The sequence below is a fragment of the Shimia sp. W99 genome (genome assembly GCF_053851455.3).
This window is the reverse complement of record NZ_JBSQBU020000001.1, coordinates 3,639,753-3,655,642: the sequence shown is the minus strand read 5'-3', so window position 1 is coordinate 3,655,642 and position 15,890 is coordinate 3,639,753. Positions and strand designations below refer to the sequence as shown.

Sequence of the window (15,890 nt, the reverse complement as noted above, 5' to 3'; positions counted from 1 at the left end):
GCAAAAACGATTCCCCGAAGGGATGGGGGTCGATATGGGGTTTTTCCCAATACGTCAAGAGGGTGCGGGCGACAAACTTCCCATGACGTAACGGGCATCGGGTCCGGGGCTCTTTTACGCCCCCTGCCCCGCCGGTCAACCCGGCCCTTGCACTTGCGGCCGATCCCCGCCAACATTACCAAAGCGGGCCCGAACCCGGTTCATTATCACGGGTCCCGAGAATTACGGTTATTGAAACATTTTTTTGCCAGCTCTGCCTCCGCAGATATGACCCGGAACATACCGACCGCCATGGAAGCTCCCCTTACCAAGAAAACCCTCATCAAGCTTGCCGGACAGGTCCGCAACGGCGACCGTATCGCGGCAGATCAGGTCACATCGTTTCTCGATCACAGCTTTCCGGAAACATCGACATTCGGCAAGTTCATGCTGCGGGTTGCGGCTTGGATATCGCTCTTCTTCGCGTCGGTCCTCGTGATTTTTCCAGAGGTCGGCGAATGGCTGATCGAGGTTCTGCCGGGTTTCTTTCTTTTACCAGAGCGGCTGGCCAAGGCTCTTGATTATGTCTGGGGGTTGATCGGCAAGCCGGTCAAGAAGCAGCACCTGATGTATCATGTGCCCAATATCATCATCTACTCTTTTGGCGTGGTTGGTCTGCGGCAACTCTGGCGCCGCATCAACAAGAACAACTGGAAGGACCATGTCGAAGGCGCACAGGAAAAGCTTCGCAGCCAGATCGAAGCCGGAACCGCCCGGTATTCCTTTGCACCGGGATTTTCGCTGCTGTTTGTCGGAGATGGCGATCAGGTTGGCAAAAGCCTGACCCTCGACGATCCGATGATTGGCTTGACCCTGTCATCCGTGCGCCCCGCCTATACGCCGCTCTGGGGCAAGTTCGCCCCCGCCGAGGGTGATGCGGGATTTGAGCGGGTGCTCGACCAGATCAACACTTCCGAGGCGGGCGAATATGTTCTGTTCCCGGTCAAGGACGATCAATTGTTCCTCCCGGGACCCCAGGATTACGACATGCCCCCGCATCGCGTCGAAATCGCTGTCCGCCGTATCCGTTCTTACGAACAGGAGCTTGGATATGCGCCCAAGCGCATTGTCATTGTCGGGGATCAGGAACAGTCCAGCTGTTTCATGACCGCCAGCCGGGAAGGCGAGCTCAGCGATTTCAATGATGACGTCAGCCTGCGCAGCATCGGGCAGGAATACGACGACGTCATCATCGCCGATCCGACGGACATCGTCCTGCAGCGGATCATCGAGATTGCCGACGGGCGCCAGATCCACTTCCGGGCATCGGCTCAGGGCGTTCAAAAATACAGTGCCAGCTTCTACCACCGGCTTTCGCTATTGGGATACACGCCGACCCGCGATGGCACGCTGACCGTGGGCTATGACATCTCGGACTTCGAAACCGAGCACCAGATCGTCTCTCGCGCGCGCGATCAGTACCTCCCGGTGATCTTGTCGCGCGATGTCTTTGATCTTCTCTCCAAGACATACCTCAAGGACCGCGAGCACATCTTTGTCCCCCGACTCGTTAAAAACACGCTCAAGGCCCTCGTCAAATAACCTCCGGCACGCGGCGCACCGGTTCGCTCCGACGGCCCCGCCCCTTGCACGTCGCAATATGGAAGCAAAGTGCCGGGTCTGCCTGTTTTCTGTGCAAATTCGACGCTAGGGTCAGGACTCATAGCCAGAAAATGACGAGTGCCGCCAGCGCGATGGCTGACAGGAATACCTTTGGGGATCTGTCGTAACGGGTCGCGACCCGCCGCCAATCCTTGAGCCTGCCGAACATGATTTCTATGCGGTTGCGCCGTTTGTAGCGGCGCTTGTCGTACTTCACCGTTTTCTTCCGCTGTTTTCGACCGGGGATGCAGGCGCGTATCCCTTTGTCTTTCAAAGCTTCTCTGAACCAATCGGCGTCGTAACCACGATCTCCGAGCAGCCAATCTACTTTTGGCAGGCTGCCAACGAGAACCCGTGCGCCGGTGTAATCACTGACCTGACCGGCTGTCACAAAGAGGTTCAGAGGACGTCCTTGGCTGTCGCAAATGGCGTGCAGCTTTGTGTTCATGCCGCCCTTGGTGCGCCCAATCAGACGCCCACGCCCCCCTTTTTCACGCCCAGACTGGACGCCGTGCGATGAGCCTTCAGATAGGTGGCGTCGATCATGACCGTTTTCTCTTCACCATGATCAGCAGCCAAACCAATCAGCATCTCGGCGAAGATGCCCTTGTCGCTCCAACGCTTCCAGCGATTGTAGAGTGTCTTGTGCGGGCCGTATTCCTTGGGAGCATCACGCCATCGTAACCCGTTGCGATTGATGAAGATAATGCCGCTCAGCACCCGGCGATCATCCACACGAGGTTTGCCATGGGACTTGGGGAAGAAGGGCTCAAGGCGCGCCATCTGCGCGTCGCTCAACCAGAAAAGATCAGACATGTTTACCGCTCGTTTTTCGAGTCGTGAATCATGCCGCCAACCGGAAATCAATGGGTCCTGACCCTAGGGTAGTTTCATTGGTCCGCTTATGGGCCAATGCACGTAAAACGCGCGCGGGCATCGGGAAAGACCCGACCCCAACGTCGGATCCGGCCCCAAAGCGCCACGCGCTAATAAAAAAGGGGAGAAGTTGTGTTTGAACACATCATGGTCCCAGTCGATCTTGCCCATGTCGGGCGACTGGACAGGGCGCTCAAATGTGCCGCGGATATTGCCAAACTTTACGGGGCGCGTGTGACTTATGTCGCGGTGACGGCGAACACGCCCGGATCGGTGGCCCACACGCCAGAGGAATTCGCAGCGAAACTCGACGCGTTTGCAAAGGAAGAAGGGGCCGCGCGTGGCATTTCCACCGGCGCGCACGCCGTCACCAGCCACGATCCGGCCATTGATCTGGATCCAACCCTGCTCAAGGCGGTCTCGGATACCGGGGCGGACCTGGTGGTCATGGCAAGCCATATTCCCAACCTCACCGATTACGTCTGGCCTTCGAATGGCGGCACAATTGCCGGGCACGCCAAGGTCTCGGTGCTCGTTGTGCGCTGATCGCGCCCCGGCGGAAACAGACATTTCCATTCATCCATACCCTATGAGAGGAGGCCACCCATGGCCGATACCAGCAACGATCAGGGGATACCGAACCCGGAAGGGGCGTCCGAACTGATCGATACCCAATACGAGATTGGTCAGGACAATATCGAAACCCAGGTGGGTCCGTTCGGGCTCGACATTCACAACCCGGTCTTCCTGATTTCCGGGCTTTCCATCGTCGCCTTCGTGTTTTACGCGCTGGCCTTGCCGGAACAGGCGGAATCCATCTTTGGCGCGCTGCGCCCATGGCTGACCAGCAATTTTGACTGGTTCTTCCTTGGCGCGGGCAACATCTTTGTCATTTTCTGCCTGTTCCTGATCATCAGCCCCTTTGGCAAGATCCGCCTTGGCGGGGCAGAAGCAAAGCCGGATTATAGTTATCCGGGGTGGTTCGCGATGCTCTTTGCCGCCGGCATGGGCATCGGCCTGATGTTCTATGGCGTATCCGAACCGATGAGCCATTTCGCCACCTCCCTCGGCGGCATCTCCGAGGAAGGCGGCGTGCGCACCGACTGGGCGCCGCTTGGTGCTGCTGCGGGCGATCAGGCCGCGTCGGTCTCGCTCGGCATGGCCGCAACCATCTACCACTGGGGCTTGCACCCCTGGGGCATGTACGCGGTTGTCGCCCTGGCGCTGGCGCTCTTTACCTATAACAAGGGCTTGCCGCTGACGATCCGTTCAGCCTTCTATCCGATCTTCGGTGAACGGGTCTGGGGCTGGACCGGGCATATCATCGACATTCTGGCGGTGTTCGCCACGCTGTTTGGCCTGGCCACCTCGCTTGGTTACGGCGCGACGCAGGCCAATGCCGGGCTCAATCTCCTGTTCGGCCTGCCGGTTGGCACAACATCCGAAGTGTTGCTGATCACCGGGATCACCGCCATCGCGCTGGTGTCGGTGGTCCGTGGACTGGATGGCGGGGTCAAGGTCCTGTCCGAGATCAACATGGGGCTGGCTTTCCTGCTTCTGATCTTCGTGCTGATCGTCGGGCCCACCGCAGCCCTTCTCGCGCTCTTCTGGGACAGCATCGTATCCTACTTTGCCAACCTCGTGCCGCTGTCGATCCCGTTCGGCCGCGAAGACGCCAACTACAGCCAGGGCTGGACCGCCTTCTACTGGGCGTGGTGGATTTCTTGGTCCCCTTTCGTCGGCATGTTCATCGCCCGCGTCAGCCGGGGTCGCACCGTGCGCGAATTCATCATCTGCGTACTGCTTATTCCAACCTTTGTCTGCGTGCTCTGGATGTCTGTCTTTGGCGGCACCGCGATCACCCAGTTCATCAATGACGGTGTCACGGCCGTCAAGGACGCCCCTCTCGAGCTGAAACTGTTCGAGATGCTGGCCGAACTGCCCCTCGCAGGCATCACCAGCTTCATCGGGATCATCCTTGTCGTGGTCTTCTTCGTGACCTCCTCGGACTCCGGCTCGCTGGTGATCGACACGATCACCGCCGGCGGCAAGGTCGACGCCCCGGTGCCCCAGCGCGTGTTCTGGTGCATCTTCGAAGGCGCCGTCGCCATTGCCCTCCTGATCGGGGGCGGCCTTGCCTCGCTTCAGGCCATGGTGATCTCCACCGGCCTGCCCTTCACGCTGGTCCTGTTGCTGATGTGCTGGTCAATCTGGCGCGGTCTCAAGGCCGAGCGCAAGCACCACTAGACGAGGCGACCGGAAAAGGAAAAGGGCCCCGCGCATCGCGCCGGGGCCCTTTTTCATCCACTACGGGTTTGCGAAATCAGCCACATTCGGCTGCGCGTTCCGCGTCATCCTGAATGTAGGTATCCGCCGTCACATCAATACAGCGGTATGCATACTCTCTGAAGTAATGGCCAAACACCAAGAGCCCGATCAGGCACAGGAGGCCAATGCCGCCAAAAATGAAAAAGAGCCGCTTTCCCAAGCCGCTCTTTGAGTGTTTCCCGATGTCGTCGGTCATCAACCGAGCACGCCCGCGATGCTGGCCTTGACTTCGGCAATCTCGCCCAGACCGTCAACGCCCTTGAGATTGCCCTTGGCATGGTAATACCCGATCAGCGGCGAGGTCTGCTTGTAGTACGCCATCAGGCGCACTTTGAGGCTTTCCTCGTTGTCATCCGCACGCGCCGTACCACCGGCCGCGATGGCTTCCTTGGCGCGGTTCACGATGCGATCGACCAGAACGTCGTCATTGACCTGCATCTCGATCACAACGTCCAGTGTCTCACCCATCTCGTCCAGCAACGCCCCCAGCGCATCAGCCTGTGCCAAGGTGCGCGGGAACCCGTCAAAGATGAAACCACCCTTCTTGTCGCCTTCCAGTTTCTCACGGATCAGGCCGATCACGATCTCGTCCGTGACCAGCTCGCCTTTGTCCATGACCTCGGCAACGCGCTTGCCCATTTCCGAGCCGCTGCTCTTGGCTTCGCGCAGCATGTCTCCAGTGCTCAACTGGATCATGTTACGATCTTCGACCAGAAACGCGGCCTGTGTACCTTTACCGGCACCGGGCGGGCCAAGCAGAATGATGTTCATCGACGAGCAGCTCCCTTCTTGCCACGCTTCTTGCTTTTTCCGCGCAGCTGCGATTTCTCGATCAGCCCTTCGTACTGATGGGCCAGAAGATGGCTCTGAACCTGCTGAATGGTGTCCATCGTCACCGAGACCACAATCAGAACCGACGTCCCGCCAAAATAGAACGGAACCGCAAACTGACCACGCAGAATCTCCGGAAGGAGACAAACTGCCGCAAGATAGGCCGCGCCAAGCACCAGAATGCGGTTAACCACGTATTCAAGGTAGTCCGCAGTGCGCTTGCCGGGGCGGATGCCGGGCACAAAGCCGTTCTGGTTCTTCAGGTTGTCCGCCACCTCGTCGGGTTTGAAGCTGACATTGAAGGTGTAGAAGTAGGCGAAGAACACGATCATCGCCACGAAGAACAACAGGTACAGCGGCTGGCCGGGACCGAAATAGGCCAGAAGCGTCGACATGATGGGGCCGGTCTGCGCCCCCGAGAAGGTCGAGATCGTTGTCGGCAGCAGCAGAAGCGAGCTGGCGAAGATAGCCGGGATCACACCTGCCGGGTTGACCTTGACGGGAAGATGGCTCGAGCCACCGTCATAGACTTTCATGCCCACCTGACGGCGCGGATACTGGATGTGGATCTTGCGCAGCGCGCGCTCCATGAACACCACAAAGGCAATCACGGCCACAACCATGACAATCACACCGATAATTACTGCCGGGCTGATCGCGCCCGAGCGCCCCGAGGCAAGGAACTGACCCAGCGCGGCAGGCAATTCTGCAACGATACCAACGAAGATGATGAGCGAAATACCGTTACCGATGCCGCGTGCGGTGATCTGCTCGCCCAGCCACATCAGGAACATGGTGCCCCCGACCAGCGTCACAAGACATGAGAAGCGGAAGAACATGCCCGGATCGGTGACAAGCTCACCGGCCTCCAGGCTGACCGCAAGGCCATAGGCCTGCAGCGTTGCCAGTGCCACCGTGCCGTAGCGGGTGTACTGGTTCATCTTCTTGCGGCCCTGCTCGCCCTCTTTCTTGAGCTGCTCAAGCGCAGGCACCATAGAGCCAAGAAGCTGAACGATGATCGAGGCCGAGATATAAGGCATGATGCCGAGGGCAAAGATACCCATCCGGCCCAGTGCGCCCCCGGTGAACATCGACAGGATGCCCCCGAGACCCGCAGCCGCGCCTTCCATGAACTCGCGCAGCGCGAGACCGTCAATGCCCGGCACCGGAATCCAGGTACCCAGACGATAGACAATCAGCAGGCCCAGCGTGAAAAGGATGCGATTGCGAAGGTCGGTTGCTTTTCCAAGCGCGGCCCAGCTCGTGTTGGCCGCCATTTGTTCAGCTGCAGATACCATGCGGATCTCTCTTAGAATGAAAACGCCGCCAGAACCGTTTTCCGGTCAGGCGGCGTTAGGAAAACTTGGTAGGGTATGTAAGCGGATGCGAACCCGCTCACAACCTCTTATTCAGCCGCTTGCGCGGTTTTGACCGTCAGCGAGCCGCCTGCTTTTTCCACAGCCGCAACGGCCGACTTGGAAGCACCGGTCACTTCGATGTTCAGCTTGGCGGTCACGTCGCCCTTGGCCAGAACGCGCACACCGTCCAGAACGCGGCGCACGAGGCCCGAGGCCACCAGCGCTTCTTCGGTCACGGTTTCGCCGGCGTTCAGCTTGCCTTCGTCGACGAATTTCTGGATCAGGCCCAGGTTCACAACGGCAAATTTCTTGCGGTTCGGCTTGTTGAAGCCACGCTTGGGCAGACGCTGGTAGAGCGGCATCTGGCCACCCTCGTAGCCATTGATTGCCACACCCGAACGGGATTTCTGACCCTTGATACCTCGGCCACCCATTTTACCCTTGCCAGAGCCGGGGCCACGGCCAACACGCATACGTTTCTTGGTTGCGCCGGGATTGTCACGAAGTTCGTGCAGTTTCATATCGCTTCTCCTTTGCCGGAACTGACCCCTGAAGCGTAAGCGGGTCAAACACGGCTTTTCTTGCTTGTTGATTCTGTGGCGCAGCACGCCACCGGGCGCGTATAGACGAGGCGGCTCACCGATGCAAGCACCCTGAAATTCACCGGGGCCGATGCGCGCCGCCCCTTGATGGGCTATTCTTGGGCCATGTCTTGGAATCACGCCAAAATCACCGAATGGCTTCTCAGCGTCGGCCCCGACATACCTGATCTCGAAGCTTTGACTCTGGCGTTGGCCGACCGGATTGCCGAGGACGGCGTGCCTCTTCTGCGCGTCCGGCTGGCCATGCGGACGGTCCATCCGCTCATGACTGCGGTAAGCACGATTTGGGACCGTGACGCCGCCACCAACGATGTTTTTGCAAGCCCGCACGGCCTCGAACAACGCAGCGCTTACGCCGGAAGCCCCATGGCCCGGATCATTCAAACCCGTGCGCCCGTGCGTCAGGATCTGACGGCGATCACGTCTGGCGATCACCTTGCTTTTCTCGAATTGCGCGCGCGCGGCGCAACGGACTATTTTGGCATGCCGCTTCGGTTTGGCGACCACCTGAGCGGCATCATGATCTTTGTCACCGATGCGGCGGACGGGTTCAGCGCGGACCATATTCGCGGATTCTGCGACGTCGCCCTCGCCACCGCGCCACTTGTCGAGGTGATGCGCCTGACCGTTCTGTCCGAAGCGGTGGCCACATCTTACCTTGGCCCCGGCACAGCGAAACGGGTTCTTGGGGGCGAGATCACGCGGGGGCATGTCGATCATCTCGATGCGGCAATCCTGATCAGTGACCTTCGCGGTTGGACCCGGATGAACACAGACCTGCCGGTCGAGGAAACCGTCGCAATCGCCAACGCCTATTTCGACCTCCTTGATACCGCCGTACGCGCCAATGGCGGCGAAATCCTGAAATTCATGGGGGATGGGGTCCTCGCCATCTTTCCGGTGACCGACAATCCGGTCAATGCCGGACACAAGGCCTTGCAGGCCGCCCTGGATGCCTCGTCACAACAGACGCGGAATCTCCGCTTCGGCATCGGATTGCATCTTGGCGACGTTCTTTATGGCAACATCGGCTCGGAGCGGCGGCTTGATTTCACCGTCATGGGACAAGCCGTCAACCTTGCCGCCCGTATCGAAGCCCTTTGCACCGAAACCGGTCAGACCATCCTCATGTCAGAAGACTTCGCGCGGCGGGTTGGCCTTCTGGACAATCGCCTGGGCCCATACGCCGTGAAAGGCGTGCCCGCGCCGATCCCTGTCTTTTTTGCTACGGAAACGACCGCCGGCAAAAACAAAACGCCCCCGGACATGTCCGAGGGCGTTTGAAAGATAGTCTTGTCCGAGCGACTTAGCGATACGCAACCGCCGTGCAGGTCGCCTTGATATCGCAGCGGTGCAGGCCGATGTCTTCCAGCTCGCGATCCGTGAGGCGCGACAGTTCGTTATAGGTGCGGTTGTACACCGAACGCTGGGCAAAGCCGCTGAACAGCGACACGATTGCAGAGCGGATGGTTTCAAGAATGCCCGAGGAGGCACGCGAAGTGCTTGCATAAGCCATTGTCAATTTCCTTTTGGTCGGTTCGGGGACAAACCTCTGTCAACCCGATGCGTTTGATTGCTGTTTCAGCGATGAGGCTCAGATAAGGCTGATTTTTGGGCGCAACAAGTATCACCCGAGCAAGCCCGCCATGCAGCGAACGCATAACAAGGCAATCAAATACACTGTGAGAAATGAAAAGCGCCCCGCAGTGTCCTGCGGGGCGCTCAATTTCTCAAACCGTCAGAAAAGGACTTAGCCTTTTTCTTCGATGATCTCTACCAGATGCGGGATCTTGTTGATCATGCCGCGGACCGAAGGCGTATCCTCCAGCTCACGGGTGCGGTTCATCTTGTTCAGGCCCAGGCCGATCAGAGTGGCGCGCTGGTCCTGCGGACGGCGGATCGGCGAACCGACCTGCTTGACGACGATGGTTTTGGCCATGTGCTTGTCTCCTTACGCTTCGGCGGCTTCGGCAGCCGGTGCGTCATCCTTGCGCAGGATGTCGGCAACCTTCTTGCCACGGCGTGCGGCCACGTGACGGGGGCTGCTTTCTTTCTGCAGACCGTCGATGGTGGCACGGATCATGTTGTAGGGGTTCTGCGAACCGATCGACTTCGAAACAACGTCCTTGACGCCCAGCATTTCGAAAACGGCACGCATCGGACCACCGGCGATGATCCCGGTACCTTCCGGCGCGGTGCGCATGACCACTTTACCGGCGCCGTGACGGCCTTCGATGTCGTGGTGCAGGGTGCGGCCTTCGCGCAGCGGCACGCGGATCATCTGGCGCTTGGCTTGTTCGGTGGCTTTGCGGATGGCCTCGGGGACCTCTTTCGCTTTACCTTTGCCGAAACCAACACGACCCTTCTGGTCGCCAACAACCACGAGTGCGGCAAAGCCAAAACGCTTACCACCTTTCACGGTTTTCGACACACGGTTGATCGCAACGAGACGATCGGCGAATTCCGGGGTTTCTTCTTCGCGGTTGCGGCCACGACCCCGGCGGTTTTCACGTTCTGCCATGAGGCACTCCATAAATTCTTGGCGCAATGCGCCATGTTTTGTCCAATCCTGGTGGGTCGGATGACCCCCGGATCATCGGGGGGACGCGAACGTCCCCCACAGATCTTAGATCTTCAGACCACCTTCACGCGCGGCGTCGGCCAGAGCCTTCACCTTGCCGTGGAAGAGGAAGCCGCCGCGGTCGAAATATGCTTCTTCGACGCCGGCTTTCTTGGCGCGCTCGGCAATCGCGGCGCCCACCTTTGCGGCGGCCTCCACGTTGTTCTTGCCGATAATGCCAAGATCCTTCTCCAGCGAAGATGCCGATGCCAGGGTCACGCCGTTCACGTCGTCGATCAGCTGAACGCTGATGTTCTTGTTGGAACGGTGTACCGACAAGCGCATCTTGCCCGAGTTTACCTTGCGAAGCTTGTTCCGGACGCGCAGGCGGCGCTTGAGGAACAGTGTCCGTTTGCTGTTTGCCATCTGTCTGGTCCTTACTTCTTCTTACCTTCCTTGCGGAAGATAAATTCACCTTTGTAGCGGATACCTTTGCCTTTGTAGGGCTCGGGCTTACGCCATTCGCGGATGTTCGCTGCAACCTGACCCACCAGTTGAGAGTCGGTGCCCTCAATGATGATTTCGGTCGGCTTCGGAGCGGTCACGGTGATACCCGCGGGCACTTCGAAGTTTACGTCATGCGACAGGCCAAGCGACAGTTTCAGGACATTGCCCTGCATCTGCGCGCGATAACCAACACCCTGGATTTCCAGCTCTTTTTTGAAGCCGGTGGTGCAGCCGGTTACCATGTTGGCAACGATGGTACGCGACATGCCCCATTGCTGACGTGCACGCTTGGACATGCCACGCGGAGTCACGGTCACTACATTGTCTTCCACTGCAATCGTGACATCGTCAGTTGCGGTGAACGACTGGGTGTCCTTCGGACCTTTGATTTCGATGGTCTGGCCGGAGACAGAGGCAGTAACGCCGCTGGGCAGCTCGACCGGTTTTTTACCAATACGAGACATCTGCTTCTCCTTAGAACACCGTGCAGAGCACTTCGCCGCCAACATTGTTGGAGCGTGCGCTTGCATCCGACATCACACCTTTCGAGGTGGAGACAATCGACACGCCGAGGCCCTGACGGACAACGGGGATGTCATTGACGTTCATGTAAACGCGACGGCCGGGGGTCGAAACCCGCTTCAGTTCGCGAATGACAGGAGCGCCTTCGTAGTACTTCAGGCTGATTTCGAACGCCGGGTGGCCGTTCTCTTCAGACTTTTCGTAGCCGCGGATGTAGCCTTCGTCGGCCAGAACATCCAGAACCCAGCCGCGCAGTTTCGATGCGGGGGTCGACACGGTCGACTTGCCACGCAGTTGGCCGTTGCGGATACGGGTCAGCATATCACCGATAGGATCGTTCATATCGTTCTCTCCTTACCAGCTCGATTTCACCATGCCGGGGATCTGGCCATTCGAGCCCAGTTCCCGCAGAGCGATCCGCGATACCTTCAGCTTACGATAGTAAGCGTGGGGGCGGCCGGTCAGCTGGCAGCGGTTGTGCAGACGGGTTGCCGACGAGTTGCGCGGCAGTTTCGCCAGTTTCAGACGCGCTTTGAAACGCTCTTCCATCGGGCGGCTTTCGTCATTCGCGATTTCTTTCAGCTCGGCGCGCTTGGCTGCGTATTTCGCCACCAGACGCTCGCGCTTCTTCTCGCGTTCGATCATTGCTTTTTTAGCCATGTCTCTTTTCCTTCCCGATCACGCGTTGAAGGGCATGTTGAAGTGCTTCAACAGGCTCTTGGCTTCGGCGTCGGTTTCAGCGGTGGTGGCGATCACGATATCCATGCCCCAGTTCTCATCGACCTTGTCGAAATCGATCTCGGGGAACACGATGTGCTCTTTCAGACCGGTGGCAAAGTTGCCGCGGCCATCAAAGCTCGGCTTCACACCACGGAAGTCGCGGATACGCGGCATCGCAACGGTGATCAGACGATCGAGGAATTCGTACATACGGTCGCCACGCAGCGTCACCTTGGCACCCATCGGCATGCCTTCGCGTACGCGGAAGCCTGCGATCGAGTTCTTTGCCACGGTGGTCAGAGCTTTCTGACCAGCGATCAGGGTCAGGTCTGCCTGGGCGGACTTGGCTTTCTTGCTGTCTTTGACAGCCGCGCGACCACAACCGATGTTCAGAACGATTTTTTCCAGACGCGGGATCTGCATGTCGTTCTTGTAGCCGAACTCTTCTTTCAGAGCGGCACGGATGGAGTCTTTGTACGCGGCCTTGAGACGCGGGGTGTAGTCGGTGTTATCAAGCATCAATCACGTCCCCCGTGGTCTTGGCAAAGCGGACCTTCTTGTCGCCTTCCATGCGGAAGCCAACGCGGGTCGGTTTGCCGTTTGCGTCCAGGATTGCCAGGTTCGACAGGTCGATCGGCATGGCCTTGGGCAGGCGGCCGCCCTGTGCGGTCTGGGTCTGGCGGGTGTGGCGGATGGCGATGTTGATGCCGTCCACAACAGCTTTGCCGGCTTTCGGGTCAACGGAAGCAATGGTGCCTTCCTTGCCCTTGTCCTTACCGGCCAGAACGACGACCTTGTCGCCTTTTTTCAGCTTAGCAGCCATCTTACAGCACCTCCGGCGCGAGCGAGATGATCTTCATGAAGTTCTTGGCGCGCAGCTCACGAACAACCGGGCCAAAGATACGGGTACCAACCGGCTCGTTGTTGTTGTTCAGAATAACGGCTGCGTTGCGATCGAAGCGGATCGCGGTGCCATCTTCACGACGGACTTCTTTAGCGGTGCGTACGACAACGGCCTTGCGGACGTCACCTTTCTTAACGCGACCACGCGGAATGGCTTCCTTGACCGAGACGACGATGATGTCGCCCACGGATGCGTATTTACGCTTGGAACCACCCAGAACCTTGATGCACTGAACACGGCGCGCGCCGCTGTTGTCAGCAACATCCAGGTTGGTTTGCATCTGGATCATGTGGTTTCTCCCGACCTTTGGGGCGCCGATGCGTGGCGTTGCCCCCAGGGTTTCGACTAACTGTTAAGTCTAGTCGCCAGGAGCCTCTGTGAAGAGACTCTTAGGCTTCCAGAACTTCCCAGCGTTTGGTTTTCGAACGCGGTGCGCATTCGATAATGCGAACAGAATCCCCTACTTTGTAGGCGTTGTTCTCATCGTGAGCCCGGTATTTCTTGGACTTACGAATGGTCTTCTTCAGAACCGGGTGGGTGAAGCGACGTTCGACCGACACGGTAATGGTCTGGGCGTTGGCGTCCGAGGTCACGGTGCCTTGCAGGATACGTTTGGGCATCTATTCGGCTCCTCTTACTCGGCTGCTTTTGCTTTTTCGTTCAGGATCGTCTTCACGCGGGCCGCGTTGCGACGCGCCTTGCGGATCTGCGCCGGGTTCTCGAGCGCGCCGGTGGCGGCCTGGAAACGCAGGTTGAAGCTTTCCTTTTTCAGATTGGCCAGCTCTTCACGAAGCTGATCCGGCGTTTTTTCACGCAGTTCTTTGGCGTTCATGCGCCTCTTCCTTTCTCATACATCAGAAGGCCCCCTGGGTTATGTGAGGGGTGACCTTGCACCTGATGGACAAATGACAAACACACGAATCCCGTCGAAACGGGAATCCGTGAGATGGCGCTCTATACGGGTCACGGGTGGGGTTGGCAAGGGGCCTTGAAAAAAAGCCCTTAGTGCATGGAAGTAACGCCCAAGCCGCGCATTTGCAGATCGATGTCAAGCTGACTGATCTGGCAACGCACACAATACCATAAGAACCACATTACTGTTCTTGACAAAAAAACAACTTTGTCTTCAATGCAATTTATGCGAGAGTTAACCAACCGTAAACTTTCTCTGCTGTTGTAGTGCTTCTGCTCGATTAGATTGCAATGCTGCCATAGGTATTTCGCCCGGCCCCGCCGCGCATATAGGAGAGGATTTATGAAAATACTAATCGTCGACGATGATCCGGATATCCTGTCCATCCTGTCAGCTTCTCTCGAAGCATTTGGATATCAGGACATTGATTCCGCCACCTCCGGCGCTGACGCTCTCGAGTTGCTGGAAACAGCTTCCCGGCCCTATTCCCTCTTTTTGCTGGACATCCAGATGCCCATCATGACCGGGGTCGAACTCTGTGCGACGATCCGGTCCATGCCCGAATACCATTTTACTCCGATCATCATGGTTACAGCCATGTCGGGCAAATCGCACGTTGATGCCGCCTTTGCCGCCGGAGCCACCGATTACATAACCAAACCGTTCCAATTCGAGGATATCAAGCTCAGGATCAGCCTCGCGGAAAGGGCGTCGTTCCAGGCCGAACAACTGGACAGGAATGCCGTAGCCCATGCCGCCGAGGATACGAACCATGGCGGCCTTCCCAAACTTGCGCTCGAAGACGCACTGCCCATCAATGATGTGGATGGCGTTCTGCGCGTTCATGCTTTTGAAAACTACCTCGCCCAGATGGGACGGCTGGAGTTCAGCCGAACGCGGCTGGAAATCCTGACGGTTACGAATATCGTCGACATCTATGAAAGATGCACGTCGCATGAGTTCTGCGATCAGATCACCGATATTGCTGAATGCATCTCGGATGCGATGCGTCACCATGCCCCCATGATCGCCTATTTTGGTGGCGGTATCTTCGGCATCGCGATCACCGGCCGTCATGCCGGGCTGATCGAGGATCATTCAACCGACATTCGTAATCAGATCGAGGAAGTCGGCCTTGTTTACCGGGATGGTACGCCCGTGCTGGTCATGTTCGAACTGTTCGAGGTTTCCAAACGCGCGTTCGTGTCTCCAAGGCGCCAGGTTGATTTTATCGAACGGATTACGCGCGATCTGAAACTCGCCGCGCATACTGGCACGGGTTGACGGCCGGTTGCTAGGGTCAGGACCCATTGATTTCCGGTTAGCGGCATGATTCACGACTCGAAAAACGAGCGGTAAACATGTCTGATCTTTTCTGGTTGAGCGACGCGCAGATGGCGCGCCTTGAGCCCTTCTTCCCCAAGTCCCATGGCAAACCTCGTGTGGATGATCGCCGGGTGCTGAGCGGCATTATCTTCATCAATCGCAACGGGTTACGATGGCGTGATGCTCCCAAGGAATACGGCCCGCACAAGACACTCTACAATCGCTGGAAGCGTTGGAGCGACAAGGGCATCTTCGCCGAGATGCTGATTGGTTTGGCTGCTGATCATGGTGAAGAGAAAACGGTCATGATCGACGCCACCTATCTGAAGGCTCATCGCACGGCGTCCAGTCTGGGTGTGAAAAAGGGGGGCGTGGGCGTCTGATTGGGCGCACCAAGGGCGGCATGAACACAAAGCTGCACGCCATTTGCGACAGCCAAGGACGTCCTCTGAACCTCTTTGTGACAGCCGGTCAGGTCAGTGATTACACCGGCGCACGGGTTCTCGTTGGCAGCCTGCCAAAAGTAGATTGGCTGCTCGGAGATCGTGGTTACGACGCCGATTGGTTCAGAGAAGCTTTGAAAGACAAAGGGATACGCGCCTGCATCCCCGGTCGAAAACAGCGGAAGAAAACGGTGAAGTACGACAAGCGCCGCTACAAACGGCGCAACCGCATAGAAATCATGTTCGGCAGGCTCAAGGATTGGCGGCGGGTCGCGACCCGTTACGACAGATCCCCAAAGGTATTCCTGTCAGCCATCGCGCTGGCGGCACTCGTCATTTTCTGGCTATGAGTCCTGACC

General features: G+C 58.1%; 23 protein-coding genes. 6 read left to right on the top strand and 17 right to left on the bottom strand.

From position 1 onward, the window contains the following. Positions 1-291 precede the first annotated feature (291 nt). Positions 292-1,581: a hypothetical protein gene (locus ACS3QZ_RS17755; RefSeq protein ID WP_456039007.1), complete on the top strand. Its 1,290-nt coding sequence runs from the start codon at positions 292-294 to the stop codon at positions 1,579-1,581. A gap of 118 nt (positions 1,582-1,699) precedes the next feature. Here the strand turns inward: ACS3QZ_RS17755 and ACS3QZ_RS17750 are convergent. After that, a protein-coding gene (locus tag ACS3QZ_RS17750; RefSeq protein WP_456036452.1) for an IS5 family transposase occupies positions 1,700-2,457 on the bottom strand; the annotation gives its coding sequence in 2 pieces (ribosomal slippage) (positions 1,700-2,136 and positions 2,136-2,457; 759 coding nt in all). 192 nt (positions 2,458-2,649) lie between these two features. Here ACS3QZ_RS17750 and ACS3QZ_RS17745 point away from each other — a divergent pair. Then, a complete protein-coding gene (locus tag ACS3QZ_RS17745) occupies positions 2,650-3,063 on the top strand; it encodes a universal stress protein (protein ID WP_456039006.1) in 414 nt (137 codons plus the stop codon). Positions 3,064-3,123: 60 nt separating this feature from the next. Beyond that, positions 3,124-4,764 (top strand): BCCT family transporter, encoded by a 1,641-nt coding sequence (locus ACS3QZ_RS17740; protein WP_456039005.1) that lies wholly within the window; start codon positions 3,124-3,126, stop codon positions 4,762-4,764. 76 nt (positions 4,765-4,840) lie between these two features. On the opposite strand, the gene ACS3QZ_RS17735 is transcribed toward ACS3QZ_RS17740, so the two are convergent. The 4 genes from ACS3QZ_RS17735 to rplO form a co-directional block, all read right to left on the bottom strand. Next, the gene (locus ACS3QZ_RS17735; RefSeq protein WP_456039004.1) at positions 4,841-5,041 is read right to left on the bottom strand and encodes a hypothetical protein; all 201 of its coding nucleotides are present in this window, start codon (positions 5,039-5,041) and stop codon (positions 4,841-4,843) included. Beyond that, positions 5,041-5,616 carry an adenylate kinase gene (locus ACS3QZ_RS17730; RefSeq protein WP_456039003.1) on the bottom strand — a complete coding sequence of 192 codons (576 nt, stop codon included), beginning with the start codon at positions 5,614-5,616 and terminating at the stop codon, positions 5,041-5,043. Before ACS3QZ_RS17730 ends, ACS3QZ_RS17735 begins: the two co-directional genes overlap by 1 nt. Then, the gene (secY, locus tag ACS3QZ_RS17725; protein ID WP_093094511.1) at positions 5,613-6,974 is read right to left on the bottom strand and encodes a preprotein translocase subunit SecY; all 1,362 of its coding nucleotides are present in this window, start codon (positions 6,972-6,974) and stop codon (positions 5,613-5,615) included. The genes ACS3QZ_RS17730 and secY overlap by 4 nt, the downstream gene beginning before the upstream one ends. Before the next feature lie 107 nt (positions 6,975-7,081). Continuing rightward, a complete protein-coding gene (rplO, locus tag ACS3QZ_RS17720) occupies positions 7,082-7,555 on the bottom strand; it encodes a 50S ribosomal protein L15 (RefSeq protein WP_456039002.1) in 474 nt (157 codons plus the stop codon). Positions 7,556-7,741: 186 nt separating this feature from the next. Between rplO and ACS3QZ_RS17715 the strand changes: the two genes are divergently transcribed. Further along, positions 7,742-8,920 (top strand): adenylate/guanylate cyclase domain-containing protein, encoded by a 1,179-nt coding sequence (locus ACS3QZ_RS17715; RefSeq protein WP_456039001.1) that lies wholly within the window; start codon positions 7,742-7,744, stop codon positions 8,918-8,920. Positions 8,921-8,942: 22 nt separating this feature from the next. On the opposite strand, the gene ACS3QZ_RS17710 is transcribed toward ACS3QZ_RS17715, so the two are convergent. From ACS3QZ_RS17710 to rpmC, 12 genes are all read right to left on the bottom strand, one after another. After that, positions 8,943-9,152: a DUF1127 domain-containing protein gene (locus tag ACS3QZ_RS17710; RefSeq protein WP_456039000.1), complete on the bottom strand. Its 210-nt coding sequence runs from the start codon at positions 9,150-9,152 to the stop codon at positions 8,943-8,945. Between the two features lie 234 nt (positions 9,153-9,386). Further along, positions 9,387-9,575, bottom strand: a complete 189-nt coding sequence (gene rpmD, locus ACS3QZ_RS17705) for a 50S ribosomal protein L30 (protein WP_093094507.1) — start codon at positions 9,573-9,575, stop codon at positions 9,387-9,389. Between the two features lie 12 nt (positions 9,576-9,587). Next, positions 9,588-10,157, bottom strand: a complete 570-nt coding sequence (gene rpsE / locus ACS3QZ_RS17700) for a 30S ribosomal protein S5 (RefSeq protein WP_093094506.1) — start codon at positions 10,155-10,157, stop codon at positions 9,588-9,590. A 105-nt stretch (positions 10,158-10,262) separates the two neighbouring features. Continuing rightward, the gene (rplR, locus tag ACS3QZ_RS17695) at positions 10,263-10,622 is read right to left on the bottom strand and encodes a 50S ribosomal protein L18 (protein ID WP_456038999.1); all 360 of its coding nucleotides are present in this window, start codon (positions 10,620-10,622) and stop codon (positions 10,263-10,265) included. Positions 10,623-10,633: 11 nt separating this feature from the next. After that, positions 10,634-11,167, bottom strand: a complete 534-nt coding sequence (rplF, locus tag ACS3QZ_RS17690) for a 50S ribosomal protein L6 (RefSeq protein ID WP_093094504.1) — start codon at positions 11,165-11,167, stop codon at positions 10,634-10,636. A 10-nt stretch (positions 11,168-11,177) separates the two neighbouring features. Further along, positions 11,178-11,567 (bottom strand): 30S ribosomal protein S8, encoded by a 390-nt coding sequence (gene rpsH / locus ACS3QZ_RS17685; protein WP_093094503.1) that lies wholly within the window; start codon positions 11,565-11,567, stop codon positions 11,178-11,180. A gap of 12 nt (positions 11,568-11,579) precedes the next feature. Further along, the gene (gene rpsN, locus ACS3QZ_RS17680; protein ID WP_005621844.1) at positions 11,580-11,885 is read right to left on the bottom strand and encodes a 30S ribosomal protein S14; all 306 of its coding nucleotides are present in this window, start codon (positions 11,883-11,885) and stop codon (positions 11,580-11,582) included. An 18-nt stretch (positions 11,886-11,903) separates the two neighbouring features. Next, the gene (gene rplE, locus ACS3QZ_RS17675) at positions 11,904-12,464 is read right to left on the bottom strand and encodes a 50S ribosomal protein L5 (RefSeq protein ID WP_456038998.1); all 561 of its coding nucleotides are present in this window, start codon (positions 12,462-12,464) and stop codon (positions 11,904-11,906) included. Beyond that, complete coding sequence (rplX, locus tag ACS3QZ_RS17670; RefSeq protein WP_093094501.1) at positions 12,457-12,768, bottom strand: 50S ribosomal protein L24; 312 nt, start codon at positions 12,766-12,768, stop codon at positions 12,457-12,459. Before rplX ends, rplE begins: the two co-directional genes overlap by 8 nt. Before the next feature lies 1 nt (position 12,769). Beyond that, the gene (gene rplN / locus ACS3QZ_RS17665) at positions 12,770-13,138 is read right to left on the bottom strand and encodes a 50S ribosomal protein L14 (protein ID WP_005621870.1); all 369 of its coding nucleotides are present in this window, start codon (positions 13,136-13,138) and stop codon (positions 12,770-12,772) included. 100 nt (positions 13,139-13,238) lie between these two features. Next, a complete protein-coding gene (gene rpsQ / locus ACS3QZ_RS17660) occupies positions 13,239-13,469 on the bottom strand; it encodes a 30S ribosomal protein S17 (RefSeq protein ID WP_093094500.1) in 231 nt (76 codons plus the stop codon). Between the two features lie 14 nt (positions 13,470-13,483). Continuing rightward, on the bottom strand, positions 13,484-13,681 hold the full coding sequence (gene rpmC / locus ACS3QZ_RS17655) for a 50S ribosomal protein L29 (RefSeq protein WP_093094499.1): 198 nt from the start codon (positions 13,679-13,681) through the stop codon (positions 13,484-13,486). Positions 13,682-14,104: 423 nt separating this feature from the next. On the opposite strand from rpmC, the gene ACS3QZ_RS17650 reads away from it, so the two are divergent. Further along, positions 14,105-15,046 (top strand): response regulator, encoded by a 942-nt coding sequence (locus ACS3QZ_RS17650; protein ID WP_456038997.1) that lies wholly within the window; start codon positions 14,105-14,107, stop codon positions 15,044-15,046. Between the two features lie 77 nt (positions 15,047-15,123). Next, positions 15,124-15,881 (top strand): IS5 family transposase gene (locus ACS3QZ_RS17645; RefSeq protein ID WP_456037200.1). Its coding sequence is split into 2 segments (ribosomal slippage): positions 15,124-15,442 and positions 15,442-15,881, totalling 759 coding nucleotides; the frame shifts between segments, so codons are not numbered across the junction. The last annotated feature ends 9 nt before the right edge of the window (positions 15,882-15,890 follow it).